Below are 18,669 nucleotides of genomic sequence, written 5' to 3' on the forward strand. Positions count from 1 at the left end.
CTCAGAACACCCGGACCTGATCTTTGAGGGCCGGAACGTATTCGGGCAGGTGATAGGTCTCGATACCGTTGCGGAACATCACCGCGTCACGGGCATGCCGGGGGAGATGCTTGACCAGCCAGCGGGGGTCGTCGAACGTCCAATGCGGATAGTCCGAGGAGAACAGCAGAATCTTGTCGGCCTCCATCCACTCGAAGGCCCGGGTCAGTTCGGTTTTGTCCTCCGGGTAGTCCAGCGGTTGGGTGGTGAACTTGATGTGTTCCTTCACGTACTCCGATGGCTTGCGGGTGATCGACATAAACGACTTGCGGGCCTCGTAGATGGCGTCCATCCGCCACATCAGCGGCAAGATCCACGTGAAGGCGTGCTCGACGAACACCACCCGCAGCGCCGGGAAACGGTCGAAGACCCCGTCGAAGATCAGGCTCATGATCTGGTTCGCAGCCAGGAGCGAGTAGGTGACCATGAAGTCGTGGTTGTAGCTCGGGAACCCCACCGGCGGCATCGGCATCGTCTCGAATGCCCCGCGGCCCAGATGGCAGCTGACCGGGAGGTCGTGTTTGACCGCGGTCGCCCACACCGGGTCGTTGGCGGGATTGCCCCAGGCCGGACGCGGTTCGGCCTTGATGAGGATCTGGGACATGTACTCGTGCCCGGCCCACTTCTCGATTTCGCGGACGGCGGCCGCGGGATCGTCGATGCCGGCGCAGATCGACCCGCGCCAGCGCTGATGCCAGTTGTTGTGGGGGTCGAGCCAGTGGGCGGCCAACCAGCTGTTGACCCCGGTGGCGAGCGCCGCAGTTGTTTCGGGGAGCCGCGTCGCCTTGACGCTCGGTTCCAGGATCGCAATGTCCGAACCGGCGTCGATGATCAGCTGACGAAAAGCCAGTTCCGGGTCGCTGCCGGGGAACTCGCCGTCCGCCGGAAACGAGTCGACCCGCATCGCGTAGGAGTGCGCATAGTCGGGCGCGTCGTAGATGATCGTTTCCCCGACCTTGTGGCTGAGGAAGTACTCGCTGCGATACGGCTCCGGGATGTGGTCGACCAGCTCGCCGCGTCGCGGTACGGGGTGGACATCGGAGTCGACAACCCGGACCGGAATCATCTCGGTGTCGGGTGTGTGATCGTGAATCTCTGTGGTGGTCATGGCTTCTCCTTCACGCCAGCTCTGGTGCGGCCAGTGTGGCCGAGACATCGATGCCGTAGATCGAGGCGGCATTTTTCCAACAGAGCTTCTCTCGTTGTCCGGTGCTCAACGAGTCGGGCAATGTATCCAATGAGTTGCAGTGCCAATGGGGATAACTCGAGCCGAACATCACCATGTCGTCTTTTCCGGTGAAGCCGAACCACTCTCCGGCGAAGTCGGTGTCACCGGGACCGTCGATGCTGCTCTGCACGAAGTAGACGTGGTCGGGCAGATAATGACTGGGCATGCGCGGTGCCCACGGTGTCTGCTCGAGATGTGGGCGACCGAACGTGTCCATCCGCCAGATGAACGGCGTGAGAAGGTCGGCGCCGCCATCGGCCCACACGAACTTCAGTCCCGGGAACCGCTCGAAGACACCCTCGGCGATCATGTTCATCAGGTGATAGATGTAGTTCAGATCCATGAAACCCAGGTATTGCTCGTATGTCCGGGCATGACCTGACGGAGTCGGGGGGAAAGCGATGCTCTCCCCGGTCTCGATGTGAACTGCCACCGGGAGATTCGCGTCCGCTGCGGCCTCCCAGATCGGCCAGAACTGGGGTTTGCCATACAGCTCGCGCGACTGGAGTGGGATACCGAGCTGGACCACACGTGGATGATCTTTCCAGCGGTCGATTTCACGCAGGGCCCCGGTGACATCCTCGGGATTGATCCGGATGGTTCCCCGGAAGCGATCACCGAATTCGGCCGATTCCAGCCAGCGCGACACCATCATCTGGTTGTGGGCGGCCAGCACCGCGCTGGTCAGATGACGGTCGGGCAGGATGCCGCGGGTCATCGGGTGCAGGATGGCCACGTCGACGCCGCGGTCGACAAACAGATGCTGCGCGACGAGTTCCGGATCCGAGCCCGGATAACCGCGGCCCGGGCCACGGGTGCCGGGCGCATACTCGCCACCCGGTGCGCCGTACCAATCCATCTCGGCGTCGGGGATGCCGCGGCTCTTGAAAGGTTCTCGCAGGAAGCTGCGCATGTCTTTGTTCGACGTGAAGAAGATGTGCACGCTGGTGTCTATGACGGGTGTGGTGATGCCGTCGGGGTGTGTCCTCATCGGCTGCCCTCCTTGCGTCGGACAGTGATCGGTGCGGCGAGTTCCTGTTCGGCGCAGAGCTTTTGAAGTTTTCTGAGAGTCTCGTCGAGACCCGGACCCAGCTTGGGGCCTGGCGTGAACGTGGCGGGTAGGTGGCGCATGCCCTGGATGACGCCGATGGTGTCGTAGTGCACGGCTGCGTCGGGGTCGCACTTGTAGTCGGGCATGCGGTCGAGTACCGCAAGGAGCATGGATTTGAACACCGTCCGTGCAACGTTTGATCCGATGCAGCGATGGATTCCGAGACCGAAGCTGTAGTGCCGGTTGGCGCCGCGGTCGAGCTGGATGGAGTTGGGTTCTGGGAAGAGGTCCGGGTCGCGGTTTGCCATTGCCCACGAAAGCCACAGCCGCTCACCCTCTTTGAGGTCGGCTCCGGCGACGGTGCAGTCACTCGAGATGGTCCGGCCATCGCCGGGGGCAGGGGTGAAGTAGCGCAGGAACTCCTCGGTGGCCGGATTCAAGAGATCGTCGCGGTCGTCGCTGAGGCGGGTCCGCTCGTCGGGATTCTCCGAGAGCCATTCGAGGGCATGTGCGGTGAGCGCCGTGGTGGTGTCGAAGCCGCCGCCGATGATGAGACCGAGCATGCCGAGCACTTCGAGGTCCGGTGCCGGCTGCCCGTCGATCCGCATGTCGACCAGTGCCTGGATCAAGCCGGGCCGTGGGTTCTCACGGATCTCGGCCACATTGGACATCAGGTCCAGGCCCATCTCCTGATACAGCTCGTAGACTCGGACCGCTTCGGGCGAATTGACCGGCGTGTACACGGAGGCATGCACGGGCTCGCAATAAATGGACCACTTGTCCAGCGGGACACCGAGCATCGCCAGCGTGAGCACCGCAGGCACCACATTGGCCAGATCATCAACGAAATCGATTGTCCCGCTTTCGATTTTCTCATCGATACTGGCGTCGACCACTTCTTTGATGAAGGGTTCCCACCGTTTCACCGCAGCGGGTGACAGGTATGGGTTGAGGACCTGGCGGTAGTGATGGTGCTCGGGTTCGTCCATTTCGAGCATGCCACCCCGCGTGATCAGCCCGTGCTCGGGTGGGGGAATGCTGATTCCCCTGTAGCCCTTGCGAATTCCGTTGATGTCGTTGTCATTCGATACGAAAGTGGAGCGCGCGAGCTCGAAGACCTCACTGTTGCCTGCCGCCACCCAATGGCCGTTGTAGGTCTCGGTCCAGGCAAGTGGGCACTTTTGATGCATCTCGGAGGTGATCGACTCGAACTGGAGTCGGTACTCGGGCGTATGGCGATCGAAGTGCAGACCGTTCCGTGTTGTCGGGTCTCCGGTGTATTGGTCAGGCGATTGTTCGGTGCTCAAGTGAGATGTCCTTCCTTTACGTCACAGTGTCGAAAGCGATCGGGTGCGCCGTGAGTTGGCGTGGCACTCGAGGAAATCCGCCGCGGTCGAGGTGTCCCATGAAACCCGTCCCCTTCGCCTATTTGATCTATTCATAAAACACCGGTCGGTTCGTCTCGGTAACCTTTATCGACGGGCCTGCGGCCGAAGCCATCCCGGTATTAGGAATGTTATTTCATTCCCGAAGAACGATCTTGTGGTTTGCGAGAATGCTACTCTACGAGCGATTCTGCAACAAGGTTTCTGGTCATCCGCGACCGGCGGGCAGGGGTGATCGAATCCGCCGTAAACCGTTGATTCTCGACCGATATTGGCACATCCGTACTGAATTCTCATCAACTCGTGGGTGGTCGGTTTTCGCCACGCGATAGGTCTCGAAACAGGGAGTGAGCGTCGACGATGCGGGAGATCCCAGGTGATGTGCGCGCTCGCTATGTTGCGGAAGGTTGGTGGAGCGGGGAGTCCATCGGACAGATGCTGGACTACGGACTGGCCGGAACCCGGGACCTTTCGTTCACCGTGCATTCCGAGTCGAGGCCGTGGTCGGGGACCTTCGCCGACGTCGAACTGATCGCCCGCCGGCTCGCTACCGGGCTTCGCTCGCGCGGCGTCAAGGCGGGTGACGTGGTGGCGTTTCAACTGCCGAACTGGATGGAGGCTGCCGCCACCTTCTGGGCATCGAGCCTGCTCGGTGCGGTCGTCGTGCCGATCGTCCACATCTATGGACGACGCGAGGTCGACTACATCTTGGCGGTCGCCCGGCCTGCGGTCTTCATCACCGCAGAGCGATTCGGCCGATTGGTCTATGAGCCGGACGTCGCGGCTGACGTGCCCATCGTCGGCGTGGTCGGCCGCGACTTCGACGATCTCCTGGGCGCCGAGCCGATGATCGGCGCGGTTCCGGTTGATCCCGATGGCCCCGCGCTCATCGCGTTCACCTCTGGAACGACCAGCGCGCCCAAAGGGGTGGTTCACAGTCATCAGACCCTTGGCTGTGAGACGCGGCAACTGGTGGCGCAGAACGCCCAGGACACCGGCACCGCGTTGACGGCGACTCCGGTAGGCCACTTCATCGGCATGGTCGGTGCGCTTCTCATCCCCGTGCTCAATCGCAAGCCAGTGAACCTCATCGACGTCTGGGATCCGGGGCGGGCTCTGGCCTTGATGCAGAGCAATGGCCTGTCTGTGGGTGGTGGGCCGCCGTACTTCGTGACCAGCCTGCTCGATCATCCCGACTTCACCGCCGAACATCTCGCACACGTTCGGTTTGTGGGCCTCGGTGGTGCCCCGGTATCCCCGGCGCTCACGCGAAGGCTTACTGACCTGGGAATAGTGGCATTTCGTGCGTACGGGAGCACTGAACATCCGTCGATCACGGGCTCACCGTTCGACGCTCCGCAGCGATTCCGACTACTGACCGACGGACATCCCATGCCAGGTGTCGAGGTCCGGTTGGACGACGATGGCGAGATCCTCAGCCGAGGTCCGGACCTGTTCATGGGGTACACCGACGAGGCGTTGACCGCAGCGGCTTTCGACAGTGAGGGGTGGTACCGGACGGGGGATGTCGGCGTGATCGACGCTGACGGGTGCCTGACCATCACGGACCGAAAAGCCGACATCATCATTCGGGGTGGTGAGAACATCAGTGCCCTCGAGCTCGAAGAAGTGCTCCTGCGGATGCCTGCGGTGGCTGAGGTTGCAGTGGTCGCCGTTCCTGATCCGCGGGTCGGTGAGCACGCCGCCGCAGTGGTTCGGGTTCGCGAAGGATATGAACTCCCGGCCTTGGATAATGTGCGCTCGCATTTCGAAAGATGTGGGGTTGTCAGGCATAAATGGCCTGAACAAATCGCCGAATTGGCTGACTTTCCGCGAACCCCGAGTGGAAAAGTGCAAAAGCATTTGATCCGTCGCCAGAATCTATTTGAATCGCAGCAAACGCGCTGATTCCGGCGACGATATTGGCGCGATTGTCGCCAACAATATGAAAGGACATCTCGTGTCAGACATCTACGATCGTCATCCTGTCGGCGAGCGCACCGCAGGCGCGGAGGCTGTGTCATACGACCGCGAGGTTGACGTACTCGTGCTGGGAACCGGTGCCGCCGGGATGACGGCGGCGTTGTCTGCCGCGCATGCCGGCGCCTCCGTGGCAATCTACGACAAGGCGGCGACCGTGGGTGGCACGAGTGCGGTCTCGGGTGGGATCGCCTGGATCCCCGCGCATCACCGCAGTCCCGACGGTGAGCTGACCATCGACGACGCCCTGAGTTACCTGCGGGCGCAGTCGCTGGACTCGATGGACGACGAACTCGTCGAGGACTTCGTCCGAACCGGTGAGGCGACGGTCGACTTCGTCGAGGCGCACAGCGCACTACGGTTCGAGATCGCGGACGGGTTTCCGGACTACAAGCCGGAGTTACCCGGCGGCAGGCCTTCGGGCGGGCGATCGCTGAGTCCGATCCCCTTCGATCTCAATCGCCTGGGGGAGTGGAAGAATCGGATCACCACCTTTCCCGCCGATTGGAGCAACGTCGGCTTTGACGCCGAGACGAGAGCAAGACTCAATGCAGCGGTGGATGTTTCGGATTCATCGAGTATCTGTGTGGCCGGTGCCGCGCTGATCGGGGGCTTGCTCCGGGGATTGCTCGACGTGGGTGTCGTCCCCGAGACCGGTACCCGAGCGCATCGTCTCATCACTGAATCCGGTCGCGTGGTCGGAGCGCAGATGATCCAGGGGGACAGTGAGTTTGCGGTCAAGGCGCGACGTGGAGTCGTCCTGGCGACCGGCGGTTTTGAGTGGGATCCGACGCTGGTGAAGTCCTATCTGCGCGGGCCGATGCACGGTCCGGTGTCGCCGCCGAACGGGACCGGTGACGGGCTCCGGATGGCGATGGCACTCGGTGCCGACCTCGGGAACATGAGTGAGGCGTGGTGGGTGCCGATCGTGCGGATCCCCGGAGATCTGATCGAGGGCAGACCGCGCAGCCGAAGCGTTCGGCTGGAACGGACTCGTCCGCGCAGCATCATGGTCAACCGCGCCGGTAAGCGTTTTGTCAACGAGGCATCAGAATACAATTCGATGGCCGGAGCGTTCCATTATTTGGACCCCAAAGGCGGCTACGTCAACGATCCCGGTTGGATCGTGTTCGACGCTCTGCATTTCAAGCGATTCGGTTTTCTGGGAGTGGATCCGAAAGATGAGGTTCCAGAATGGTTTTCGGAATCTCAAGATTTACGTGAACTCGCAACGAAGGTGGGAATCGATTCCGACGGCCTGTCAAGAACGGTGACGGAGTGGAATCGGAATGTCGCGGCCGAGATGGATCCGGAGTTCGGCCGTGGCGCGAGTGCCTATGACGGATGGTGGGGTGACGAGAATGCGCCGACCGCCGCAGGCCGCACCCTCGGACCCCTTGACACCGGCCCCTTCTACGCCGTGCCGGTGACGGTGGGCGCCATGGGAACCAAGGGTGGCCCGCGGACCGACCGTGATGCGCGGGTCCTGCATGTCGATGGCGGGGTGATCGACGGACTCTTTGCTGTCGGCAACGCCATGGCGGGTGTGACCGGACGCGCGTACGGCGGCGCCGGTGGCACGATCGGTCCCGGCATGGTCTGGGGGCTTCGTGCAGGTCACCGGGCTGCAACCGGCGCGTCGTTGTAGGTGGGCGCTGCCGGATTTGCCGGGTTCTGATCGAGTCGTACGCGGCGCGGTCGCCGGTGTATTGATAATCTCGCACCGAGGCACCCCCCGCCGGCGCACACGCGCTCTGTGGGCCACGGTGGCGAACAGACTGTGAGGCCGGAGGTGGCAGTGGGCGTCAAGGGGCCCTCGCGGCCGACCAAAGCCGATGTCGCCCGCCTGGCCAAGGTTTCTCCGGCGACCGTCAGCTACGTCCTGAACAACGTCGCCGGTCAGAAGATCTCCGCCCAAACCCAGGCCGTGGTGCGCAGCGCCGCCGAGACGCTCGGCTACCGGCCCAATCTGGCCGCCCGCAACCTCGCCGTGGGCGGCAGCGGTGTGGTGCTGTACGTGCTGCCACGCATGGCGCTCAGTGAGCTGCCGATCGAGGTCGGCAGTCGCCTGACAACCGCGCTCGCCAAACACGGCGTGGTCGTCTCGTTGCAGTTCGAGACCAAGGATCCGGCGAGCATGAGTGGCGCGATCGCAAATCTGAACCCGATTGCGGTGACCAGCATCTTTCCGCTGTCCGGTGAACCGCTTGCGGTAGTCGAGGCTGCCGGTATCCGGCATATCGACGTGGTCAGTACCCACCTGGAGGGGTTCGATTCGCTGAACCTATCCGTGGGTGAACTGGTCGTCGATCACCTGATCTCCAGAGGGCACAGCAATCTGGCATTTGCCGGCGTCGACGTGCCCAAGCAACTGGCACTGAACGGCTTTCGTCGTGACGGCGTTCGTGCGGCCGCCCGGCAGCGCGGGCTCCCCGAAGTCACAGTCGGGTCATTCGAGCCCAGTGGGTCCAATGCGGCGGCCATCGTCACCGAGTGGGCGGACAGCGGTGTGACCGCCATTTACGGCGCGAGCGACGAGGCCGCGTTTGTGGTGCTCCACGGGCTACGTGAGGCGGGCTTGCGATGCCCGCAGGACATCGCCGTCATCGGCGGTGAGGCCAGCACGCTCGGGCCGGTGAGCAATCCGCCGCTGACCACCGTGAAAATCCACGCCGGTGCGATCGTCGACGCCGCCGTGGCAGCGATGATGCGTGAGCTCGGGTATCTCCCCGATGAGGATCCCAGTAGCGCGAACGTCTTCGAACTGATCCAGCGCCAGTCGACCTGATCTCGCCTGGTCAGAACACATCTGAAATTGTCCGGAGAACTACTTCCGCGAACTTGGTGACGCGAGTCACTTACGCGTGTAAGCTCCCTTTCAGTTCAAAGTACACAGTCAGTTCAAAGCTCGAATCAGTTCAAAACCAATCCTTGCAACAAGTTGAAGTGTTCCGGCGCATGTAGGGCCCGCAATTCGGGTGGCTGCCCCCGGGATGGACCGTGCGAAGAACATCAGCCACTTTCGGATCTGAAGAGTGGTCTGCGAAGCGTGCCGAGCATGCGTGTGCGGCACAGAGGGAGGGGAAATCCGGTGACGGTGAGTGCTGGTAGTGATGTGCATTTCGACCCATACGACGTGGAATTGAACGCTGATCCGTATCCGATGTTTCGTCGGCTCCGGGAAGAGGTGCCGCTCTACTACAACAGCGAACACGACTTCTACCTGCTCAGTCGCTACGCCGATGTCCACGGCGCGCTGACAGACCCCACCACATTCAGTTCTGCGCGTGGTGCGATTCTCGAGCTGATCAGGGCGAACATCGACATCCCGCCCGGTGTGCTGATCTTCGAGGATCCGCCGGTTCACACCGTTCACCGAAAGCTCTTGGCTCGAATGTTCACGCCCCGCAAGGTGTTTGAGCTGGAGCCGAAGATTCGCGAGTTCTGTGCTCGCAGTCTTGATCCATTGATCGGTGCCGGAGAGTTCGACTTCGTCGCCGATCTCGGCGCGCAGATGCCGATGCGGGTGATCGGGATGCTGATCGGAATCCCGGAGGCAGATCAGGTGGCCATCAGGGAACACGCCAATGCCCAGATGCGTACCGAGGCGGGCAAACCGATGAAGGCCGCCGAGGAAGGGATCGACACCGGTGAGATATTCGCCGACTACATCGACTGGCGCGCCAAACATCCTTCCGATGACATCGTGACCGAATTGCTCAACGTCGAGTTCGAAGATGAGACCGGGACGACCCGCAAACTCACCCGCGCAGAGTTGCTCACCTATGTCAATGTGGTTGCCGGAGCGGGCAACGAGACGACCACCCGGCTGATCGGATGGGCCGGCAAGGTTCTTGCCGAGCATCCGGATCAGCGGCGCCAGCTCGTCGAGGACAATTCCTTGATACCCAAGGCGATTGAAGAGCTGCTGCGGTTCGAGCCGCCAGGGCCGCATGCGTCGAGGTATGTGACTCGCGACGTTGAATACTACGGCCAGACCGTACCGGCGGGCAGCGTGATGATGTTGCTGCTGGCCTCCGCATGCCGCGACGATCGCCAGTTCCCGCCGAACGGTGATGTTTTCGACATCAATCGCGAAGTCCACCCGCACCTTGCCTTCGGTATCGGCACACATTTCTGCCTCGGTTCGTCGTTGGCCCGTCTGGAAGGACGGATTGCGCTGGAAGAGATTCTGAAGCGATTCCCGGAATGGGACGTGGACCTCACCCGCGCGACCTTGTCCCCGACCTCGACGGTCCGGGGTTGGGACGCGATGCCCGCCATCATCCGCTGATCACGTGAAAGTGAACCCATGACAACCACCGAGCTGCCCGTACCCAGGTCGTGGGACGAGATCACGGGTGAGTGGATGACCACTGCGATCTCGCGACATCACCCGGGTGCGGTGGTGGATCAGGTCGAGGTGGTGCTGCGCGACGACGGAACCAACCGCCGAGCACGGTTGGGTTTGACCTACTCGTCAGGGGCCGGGCCCGCGACGGTGTTCGTGAAGGGGGCCGATCCGGCACATACCGAACTGATCGCACTCACCAGCGGGCTCTATCACGAGCCCCGCCTGTTCAATTCGAACATCGAACTCCCGCTGGAACATCCGACGGTCTACGCCTCGCTGACCGACGAGACCAATGACAACTTCGTCCTCGTCATGGAGGACCTGACCACACGTGGCGCCGATCCGCGCGACGCGACCCGACCCATGTCGGTGGCGCAGGCCGCGAGCGCAGTCCGTGGACTTGCTCGACTGCACGGAGCGTACTGGGGTGTGCGTTTTCAGCGCCCTGAATTGAGCTGGGTCGAGCCGTTTGTGCCCTGGCCCGGTATGGAATACGCGCCGCTGCCTGCCGCCCTGGAACGACTCGGTGCCGCTGCACCTCCCGAGGTTCAGGCGCTGACCATCGATCATCTCATCAACACGGTCTGGGCGCCGTATATCCGCACGCTGACCACGTCGAACCAGACATTGCTGCATGGTGACGCACACATCGGCAACTCATATGTGCTACCCGGCGACGATGTGGGATTCCTGGACTGGCAGGTGGTTCGACGCGGCAACTTCGGTCTCGACCTGGGCTACTTCCTGCAGGGCGCGTTGACAATCGACGACCGCCGCAATCACGAACGCGACCTCCTCGAAGAGTATCGCGGGGCGCTCGGGCTCTCCGCCGACGAGCTTCCGAGTCGAAACGAGGTCTGGCGGCAGTACCGCGCCTCGGTGGCACACGGTCTGGCTGTTTGGCTGTGCACCGCCAGCGCCGGCGAATTGTGGCAACGGCCGGACATCGCAATCGCACTCGCCGAACGTTATTCGGTGGCCTACTCGGATCTGGAGACAGCGCAGGCTCTCGAGAGCTTCGATACCTGATCTCATCGCGAAGACTCGTCTACTGCACCGACCAGACACCGGAGATGACAAGTGCCAGAACATGAAAGCATCTGGAGTGACCTCCAGGGTGTTGCCTTTGAGCAGGGATACCTGACGGTTGGCGGGATTCGGACCCGTTACCTACATGCCGGGGATGACACCAAGCCGGTCCTGGTGCTACTCCACGGGTCAGGCGGTCACGCCGAAGCCTATGTGCGCAATCTGGAGGCACACTCCGAGCACTTCTCGACCTGGTCGATCGACATGCTGGGGCACGGCTACACCGGCAAGCCGGGTCATCCGCTCGAAATCCCGCACTACGTAGATCATTACCTCGGATTTCTCGATGCCATCGGCGCCGGGCAGGCCAGTCTGAGTGGTGAGTCGCTGGGTGGCTGGGTGGCTTCGCGGGTTGCCGCCGACCACCCGGAGCGCGTCCACCGGCTCGTGCTGAACACCGCCGGGGGATCGCAGGCCGATCCGGTGGTGATGAAACGGATCATCGACCTGTCGATGGCCGCTGCGCAGAATCCGTCCTGGGAGACCGTGCAGGCCCGCATCAAGTGGCTGATGGCAGACAAGTCGAAGGACTATGACGACATTGTCGCAGGCAGGCAGCGGATCTACCGGCAACCGGGATTCGTCGATGCGATGAGCGACATCATGGCGTTGCAAGATCCAGACATCAGGGCCCGAAATATCCTGGGCCCGGCCGATTACGGGCGCATCACCGCGCCGACCCTGGTGCTGTGGACCACTGACGATCCGACCGCGAACGTCGACGAGGGGCGGCGGATCGCGTCCATGATCCCCGGTTCGCGCTTCGAGGTGATGGCCGGTTGTGGGCATTGGCCGCAGTACGAGGACGCAAAGACCTTCAACGCGCTCCACCTCGAGTTCCTGTTGGGAGGCTGAGGCGTGTCATCCGCAATCGACGGTGGGACGATCGGGGAGGACCGGGTCGGTCGCGCGCCACAGACGGCGCAGTTCGATGTGGTGATCGTCGGTGCCGGCCCGGTGGGGCTCACCCTTGCCAACATCCTTGGTCTCCAGAATGTTCGGACACTGGTGGTCGATGAGCGGAACACGTTGATCGACTATCCGCGGGGGGTGGGTCTGGACGACGAATCCCTGCGTACCTTCCAGGCGATCGGCCTGGTCGAACAAGTACTCCCGCACACCAGCCCGAACCAGATCTTGCGGTTTGTCGACGCGAAACGGCGGCTGTTGGCCGAAATCGCGCCCACCGATACCTCATTCGGATGGCCCAAGCGCAACGCATTTGTTCAGCCTCTGGTCGACGCGGAGCTACTGACCGGGCTGAGGCGTTTCGATCATGTTCAGGTGGCCTGGAATTCTCCGATGGTGGCGGCCGACGACACCGGAGACGTTGTGGTGGTCGAACTCGCCGGTACCGGAGGACGCCGGACCGTGGGAGCGCGCTACGTGGTCGGATGCGATGGCGGGCGGAGTGCGACAAGGCATTTGATGGGGGTGTCGTTCGAGGGGACGACATCGCCGACACGATGGCTGGTCGTCGACCTGGCGACCGACCCGCTCGGTCACCCGAACATCGAGGTGGCCGCCGACCCGGCGCGTCCCAACGTGTCGGTGTCGATCGCCCACGGCATTCGCAGGTTCGAGTTCATGATCCACTCCGGCGAGAGCGACGAGGACGCGCAGAGACCGGAGTTTCTGGCGAAACTGCTTGCGCCACTCGTGCCGTACCCGGATCAACTCGATGTGATCCGGCGTCGGGTTTACACGCACCACTCCCGGATCGCCAGTGCTTTCCGGAAAGGCCGGATACTGCTGGCCGGTGACGCCGCACATCTGATGCCGGTGTGGCAGGGCCAGGGCTACAACAGCGGGATCCGCGACGCGGCCAATCTCGGATGGAAGCTGGCCGCAGTGGTGACCGGTCGCGCCGATGACGCTCTCCTGGACACCTACGACAGCGAACGACGCAGCCATGCCCGGGCGATGATCGATCTGTCGACCATGGTGGGCAAGGTCATCTCGCCGACGAACAGGCGGGTTGCCGCGGCACGTGATCTGCTGATCCGCGGTGCGTCCGTGCTCCCGGCCCTGAAGAACTACGTGCTGACCATGCGCTTCAAGCCGATGCCCCGGTATGAGCAGGGTGCGGTGGTCCATGCCGAACCCCGTCCAGCTCGGTCGGCGGTGGGAACCCTGTTCATTCAGCCGCGGGTGGACACCCGCGATCGCACAGGGGTTCTGCTCGACGACGTGCTGGGTGCCTGGTTCGCGGTGCTGTGCTGGAACAACCATCCGCGCACCGTGCTGGGCGATCAGCAGTTCGCGGCGTGGAAAGCCCAGGGCGCCAGATTCATCACGGCCCGGCCGCAGTGCCAGCTCGAATGGACCGGTCACGATGATCCCGACGTGATCGTGATCGGCGACAGCAGCGGTCAGGTGAAGCGCTGGTTCGACGCGCATACCGACTCGGTTCTGTTCCTGCGGCCGGACCGATGTATAGCCGCAGCCTGTATCGCACAACGTGCCCCGGAAACAAGTGCCGCACTGCTCGGCGTACTCGGAGCAGGGCAGGTCAGATCAGGGCAGGCCGGACCAGGGGAAGGGGATACCGATGCCGCTGGCACTTTGCTGCGTCTCGCACAGCCCCCTGCTTGAACTCCCGGGCACACCGCCGGACCTCGTCGACGACGTCGGGGCCGCCCTCGAAGAGGCCGCCGACTTCGTTCGGCGTTGGGATCCTGAACTGGTGGTGATCTTTTCGCCGGATCATTACAACGGCTTCTTCTACCGGGTGATGCCACCCTTTTGCATCGGCAATGCCGCTCGCGGCGTCGGTGACTACGGAACGCAGGCCGATCCGCTGGATGTCCCACGAGACCTTGCCGACGCGTGTGCGCGGTCAGTGCTCGAAGCCGGTGTCGATGTTGCGGTCTCTGAATCGATGGACGTCGACCACGGGACCGTCCAACCTCTGCAACGTCTGCTCGGTGACTCGCGTGCACTGCCGGTGATACCGATCTTCGTCAATTCCGTTGCGGCGCCGCTCGGTCCGTTGAGCCGGGTGCGGGCACTGGGTGAGGCAGTCGGCAACTATCTCGCAGCTCTCGAACAGCGGGTACTCATCATCGGCTCAGGTGGGTTGTCGCACGATCCGCCGGTACCGCGGCTGGCCACGGCTACCGGCGGTGTCCGCGAGCGAATGGTGCACGGCGGCAGCCAGACACCCGAGCAACGTTCGGCCCGACAGAGTGCCGTCATCGAGGCAGCGCAGGACTTTGCCGCAGGCCGCGGCCCGCTTCGACCATTGAATCCGGATTGGGACCGCGAATTCCTGGAGATCATCGACTCCGGCCGGCTCGACGAGTTCGATGGCTGGTCCAACGCGCAGATCAGCAGTGAGGCCGGCAACTCGGCACACGAGATCCGTACCTGGGTGGCCGCATTCGCGGCGATGGCCACTCAAGGGCCCTACGAGACACCGGTGCGCTACTACCGGGCCGCACCCGAACTGATTGCCGGATTTGCGATCCGATCTGCGACGCGCAGTGCCGGGGTCCGTCCATGACAAGCGAACCGACAACCGGAGAGGAGGACGTAGTGGTGGATTCAGACGTAGCGGTGAGCACGTCCCGCAGCGACTACGACAAAACAGTCGACGTGCTGGTGATCGGGTCAGGTGGCGGTGGGATGACTGCGGCACTGGCGGCCGGTGACGCCGGTCTGGAAACCCTGGTGGTGGAGAAGGGTTCGCAATTCGGTGGTTCGACCGCGTTGTCAGGAGGTGGCATCTGGGTTCCGGGCGCCCCCGCCCAGCGCCGCGAGGGGTATGTGCCGGATCCGGCCGAGGTGCAGGAGTACCTGCGTGCGATCACCGGTGGACTGGTCAGTGACGAACGTATCGCGCAGTACGTCAAGACCGCCCCCGAGATGATGGGCTTCCTGGAGAAGTCGAGCCCCTGGCTCGAGTTCGTCTGGAAACCGGGCTATGCGGACTATTACCCGGAACTGCCGGGGGGCTCCGAGCGTGGCAGCACCATAAACGTTCCACCGATCGACCTCCAAGAGCTCGGCGATGAAGAACAGAACCTGTTGACGCCCTTGGCGCTTGCGCCGAAGGGTGTGTGGCTGGGCCCGAAGGATCTGCGTGCGTTCTATCGGATCCGGCAGTCCTGGGCGGGCAAGGCTGTCCTGTTCAAACTGCTGTGGCGCATGTTCCGGGCCCATGTGTTCGGTGACCGGATCGCCGCCATCGGCCAATCGTTGGTGGCGCGGCTACGGCTGGCCATGAAAGAGCACAACATCCCGCTCTGGCTGGATTCGCCGATGATCGAGCTGATCGAAGGTCCTGATCGGTCGGTGCTGGGCGCGGTGGTCGAACACGAGGGGGCCACGTTGCGGATCCGGGCCCGCCGGGCCGTGATTCTCGCGACCGGGGGATTCGATCACGACATGAACTGGCGCCGAGAACATCAGCCGGTCCTGGCAGACGATTGGAGTTTCGGAAATCCGTTGGCGACCGGTGACGGGATCCGGGCGGCCGAGAAAGTCGGGGCCGCAACAGAATTACTCGATGAGGCCTGGTGGTTTCCGGCGATTCAATGGCCCGACGGCCGAATGCAGTTCATGCTGAACGAACGGATGATGCCGTCGCAGTTCGTGGTCAACGGTGCCGGGCGCCGATTCTGCAACGAGGCGGCGCCGTACATGGACTTCAGCCACGCGATGATCGAAGGCGAGAAGACAGGTGTTGCCCACATTCCCTGCTGGCTCATCACGGACTCACGGTCGTGGGCGAAGTACGTCGTGGCAGGACACCTGCCGTTACCCAAGATTCCGTTCGCGCCGGTACCCACCGGGCGCAAGATGCCGAAGGAGTGGTTGCAATCAGGAGTTGTCCACGAAGGTTCCACCTTGGCGGAACTCGCCACCAAGATCGGGGTGCCGATCGACGAACTCACCAGGACCGCAGAGCGTTTCAATGGCCTCGCACGGCGAGGCCATGACGACGACTTCAACCGCGGTGACAGCAGTTACGACAACTACTATGGCGACCCGACATTGCCCAACCCCAACCTGTATCCGCTGGTGAAGCCGCCGTACTACGCCTTCCGGATGGTGCTGGGTGATCTCGGGACCTCCGGTGGACTCCGTACCGACGAACACGCCCGCGTCCTGCGCGACGACAACTCCGTTGTCAGTGGTCTGTACGCGGTGGGCAACACCTCCGCGGCGGTGATGGGCCGGAGTTACGCCGGGGCCGGGGCCACCATCGGGCCGGCCATGACCTTTGGATATGTCGCTGCATGTCATATCGCGGAGAACGCACCACCCGGCGAAGACGCTACACAGCACGAAGATTCCGTTCTTCCCTCACAACCGTTTCATTCCCATCGGAGGTAACCATGAAGATTTCCTTGTTCTATGAGTTCGCGCTGCCACGTCCGTGGACGCAGGACGACGAATACAAGATGTTCCAAGAGGGCTTGGCCGAGGTGGAGGCCGCCGACAAGGCGGGATTCTCGACGGTATGGCTCACCGAACACCACTTCCTCGAAGAGTATTGCCACTCAACGGCACCCGAGATGTTCCTCGCCGCTGCCAGCCAACGGACCAAGGACATTCGACTCGGCTTCGGTGTGATGCATCTGCCGCCGCTGATCAATCACCCCGCACGTGTCGCCGAGCGCGTCTCGACGCTCGACCTCATCTCCGGTGGCCGAGTGGAGTTCGGAACTGGTGAATCGTCCTCCGTTGCCGAACTCGCCGGGTTCAACATCGATCCGGCGGACAAGCGTGGACAGTGGGAGGAAGCCCTCGAGGTCACCATTCGCTGCATGACCGAGGAACCGTTCACCGGATTCAAGGGTGAGCACATCGAGATGCCGGCCCGCAACGTGATCCCGAAGCCGATGCAGAAGGCGCATCCGCCGGTGTGGGTTGCCTGTACCCGCCCGTCGTCGGTGCAGATGGCTGCGCAAAAGGCCATTGGCGCACTGAGTTTCGCCTACACCGGTCCCGGACCGTTGGGCGACCGAGTGGCCTCGTACTACCAGGAATTCGAAGAGCGCGGCGTCCCGTCGACGCCGGAGATCAACCCGAACATCCTCGCGATCGGCGGGGACCTGTCGATGATGGTCGCGCCGACGGAGAAGCAGGCACTTGATCGCCTCGGACTCGGTGGCGGTTTCTTCTCCTTCGGGATCATGCACTACTACATGACCGGACAGCATGTTCCGGGTCGCACCGGTGTGTGGGAACGCTACCTCGAAGAGGTGGCCAATGACGACACCCTGGCCTACGGTCCGGGCCGCGGGGCCATCGGTTCGCCAGAGATGGTTCGCGAGTTCCTGCGTGGCTACGAGGAGAGCGGGGTCGACGAAATCATCCTGCTGCTCAATCCGAGGTGTCACGAAGCGACGATGGAGTCGATCGAACTCATGGGCAAAGAGGTCCTCCCGGAATTCATCGAGCGGGACGAAAAGGCCGTCAAGGCAAAGGCGCAGCGACTTGCCCCGGTCATCGAAAAAGTCGAGGCCCGCCGCCCGGAGTCGCGAGCGCCGGAGTTCGACCCCAACTACTCGTTCGGCGGATTGCCGACCGGTCGCGGTGGAAGCTTCACCGCGAGCGAAATTCCCGAGGCCATGGCGGAGATCAACGAAGGCCGGGTCCAGGCGGCGCAGGCCGCAAAGGAGGCAGCGGCACAGTGATTGCCACGGCGCAGGTATTCCGGTCATGGGCCATCTAGACCAGCTGTTGCGCTACGACGGCCGTCGTGTCGTGGTCACCGGATGCTCATCGGGCATCGGTGAACAGGTCGCGAGGCAGAGTGCCGAGCTGGGTGCCGAAGTCATCGGTCTCGACATAGCTGCGCCGGGCCAGGACTTTCCGATCAGCGAGTTCCATCAGGTGGACCTCGCTGATCGGGAGTCGATCGACCGCGCCATCGCTGCGATCGGCGAGCGTGAGGTGGATGCTCTCTTCAACATTGCCGGGGTTTCCTCGGGGATCGGGAATTCGCTTCTGGTGGTGACGATCAACTTCCTCGGGATGCGGTATCTGACCGAATCGCTGGTGGGCCGGATGCCGGACGGCTCTTCGATTTCCTGCGTCTCTTCGATGGCCGCGTCCGGGTATCGCGACAATCGGGCCACCGTTGCCGAACTGCTCGGAACCAGGTCGATGGCCGAGGGAGTGCAGTGGTGTCGAGACCATCCGGAAGCACATGCCAATGGTGGCTACACATTGTCCAAAGAGGCGATCATCCACTACTGCATTCGAAACTCTGAATACTTTGGTGCGCAGGGTATCCGAATCAATTGCACGGCTCCCGGGGTGACCGAGACGCCCATACTCGATCAGCTGCGCACGGCGTACGGCCCGGAGTACCTTGACGACATACCGAAACCGCTGGGGCGCGTGTCGACCCCGCAAGAACAAGCGGCAGTTCTGGTCTTTCTGGGTAGCAATGCCGCCAGTTACGTATCAGGCCAAGTTCTTTGGGTTGACGGCGGAATCGTGAACAGCAATGAGATGCGTGACCCTGTTGGAGCCATCCAGGCCACCGACCAACAAGTACATACACCTGACGCAAGGAATTGACATG

The 18,669-nt window shown here is 62.7% G+C and carries 14 protein-coding genes; 11 read left to right on the forward strand and 3 right to left on the reverse strand.

What is annotated here, in order from left to right:
* Position 1: 1 nt before the first annotated feature.
* From AC1TPF_RS24375 to AC1TPF_RS24385, 3 genes are read right to left on the reverse strand one after another with little or no spacing between them, the layout of a single operon-like run.
* Positions 2 to 1,147, reverse strand: coding sequence for an amidohydrolase family protein (locus tag AC1TPF_RS24375; protein WP_482145521.1), 1,146 nt, complete (start codon positions 1,145 to 1,147; stop codon positions 2 to 4).
* A 10-nt stretch (positions 1,148 to 1,157) separates the two neighbouring features.
* Positions 1,158 to 2,258, reverse strand: a complete 1,101-nt coding sequence (locus AC1TPF_RS24380) for an amidohydrolase family protein (RefSeq protein WP_482145522.1) — start codon at positions 2,256 to 2,258, stop codon at positions 1,158 to 1,160.
* Positions 2,255 to 3,625, reverse strand: a complete 1,371-nt coding sequence (locus AC1TPF_RS24385; protein WP_482145523.1) for a cytochrome P450 — start codon at positions 3,623 to 3,625, stop codon at positions 2,255 to 2,257. Before AC1TPF_RS24385 ends, AC1TPF_RS24380 begins: the two co-directional genes overlap by 4 nt.
* Positions 3,626 to 4,063: 438 nt before the next feature.
* Between AC1TPF_RS24385 and AC1TPF_RS24390 the strand changes: the two genes are divergently transcribed.
* From AC1TPF_RS24390 to AC1TPF_RS24440, 11 genes are all read left to right on the forward strand, one after another.
* Positions 4,064 to 5,611, forward strand: a complete 1,548-nt coding sequence (locus AC1TPF_RS24390; RefSeq protein ID WP_482145524.1) for an AMP-binding protein — start codon at positions 4,064 to 4,066, stop codon at positions 5,609 to 5,611.
* A 109-nt stretch (positions 5,612 to 5,720) separates the two neighbouring features.
* Complete coding sequence (locus AC1TPF_RS24395; RefSeq protein ID WP_482145574.1) at positions 5,721 to 7,331, forward strand: FAD-dependent oxidoreductase; 1,611 nt, start codon at positions 5,721 to 5,723, stop codon at positions 7,329 to 7,331.
* A gap of 150 nt (positions 7,332 to 7,481) precedes the next feature.
* Positions 7,482 to 8,471: a LacI family DNA-binding transcriptional regulator gene (locus AC1TPF_RS24400; RefSeq protein WP_482145525.1), complete on the forward strand. Its 990-nt coding sequence runs from the start codon at positions 7,482 to 7,484 to the stop codon at positions 8,469 to 8,471.
* A 303-nt stretch (positions 8,472 to 8,774) separates the two neighbouring features.
* Positions 8,775 to 9,977 (forward strand): cytochrome P450, encoded by a 1,203-nt coding sequence (locus tag AC1TPF_RS24405; protein ID WP_482140023.1) that lies wholly within the window; start codon positions 8,775 to 8,777, stop codon positions 9,975 to 9,977.
* Between the two features lie 18 nt (positions 9,978 to 9,995).
* A complete protein-coding gene (locus tag AC1TPF_RS24410; RefSeq protein ID WP_482145526.1) occupies positions 9,996 to 11,066 on the forward strand; it encodes a phosphotransferase in 1,071 nt (356 codons plus the stop codon).
* 51 nt (positions 11,067 to 11,117) lie between these two features.
* A complete protein-coding gene (locus tag AC1TPF_RS24415) occupies positions 11,118 to 11,981 on the forward strand; it encodes an alpha/beta fold hydrolase (RefSeq protein ID WP_482145527.1) in 864 nt (287 codons plus the stop codon).
* 30 nt (positions 11,982 to 12,011) lie between these two features.
* On the forward strand, positions 12,012 to 13,721 hold the full coding sequence (locus AC1TPF_RS24420) for a bifunctional 3-(3-hydroxy-phenyl)propionate/3-hydroxycinnamic acid hydroxylase (protein WP_482145575.1): 1,710 nt from the start codon (positions 12,012 to 12,014) through the stop codon (positions 13,719 to 13,721).
* Entirely contained in the window at positions 13,678 to 14,631 is a 954-nt protein-coding gene (locus AC1TPF_RS24425) for a 3-carboxyethylcatechol 2,3-dioxygenase (RefSeq protein ID WP_482145528.1), read from the forward strand. The genes AC1TPF_RS24420 and AC1TPF_RS24425 overlap by 44 nt, the downstream gene beginning before the upstream one ends.
* 35 nt (positions 14,632 to 14,666) lie before the next feature.
* Positions 14,667 to 16,466 carry an FAD-binding protein gene (locus AC1TPF_RS24430; protein ID WP_482145529.1) on the forward strand — a complete coding sequence of 600 codons (1,800 nt, stop codon included), beginning with the start codon at positions 14,667 to 14,669 and terminating at the stop codon, positions 16,464 to 16,466.
* A 2-nt stretch (positions 16,467 to 16,468) separates the two neighbouring features.
* Positions 16,469 to 17,773 carry an LLM class flavin-dependent oxidoreductase gene (locus tag AC1TPF_RS24435; protein ID WP_482140016.1) on the forward strand — a complete coding sequence of 435 codons (1,305 nt, stop codon included), beginning with the start codon at positions 16,469 to 16,471 and terminating at the stop codon, positions 17,771 to 17,773.
* Positions 17,774 to 17,798: 25 nt separating this feature from the next.
* A complete protein-coding gene (locus AC1TPF_RS24440) occupies positions 17,799 to 18,665 on the forward strand; it encodes a coniferyl-alcohol dehydrogenase (protein WP_482140014.1) in 867 nt (288 codons plus the stop codon).
* Positions 18,666 to 18,669: the final 4 nt, after the last annotated feature.

It is taken from the genome of Williamsia sp. Y853 (assembly GCF_056786495.1).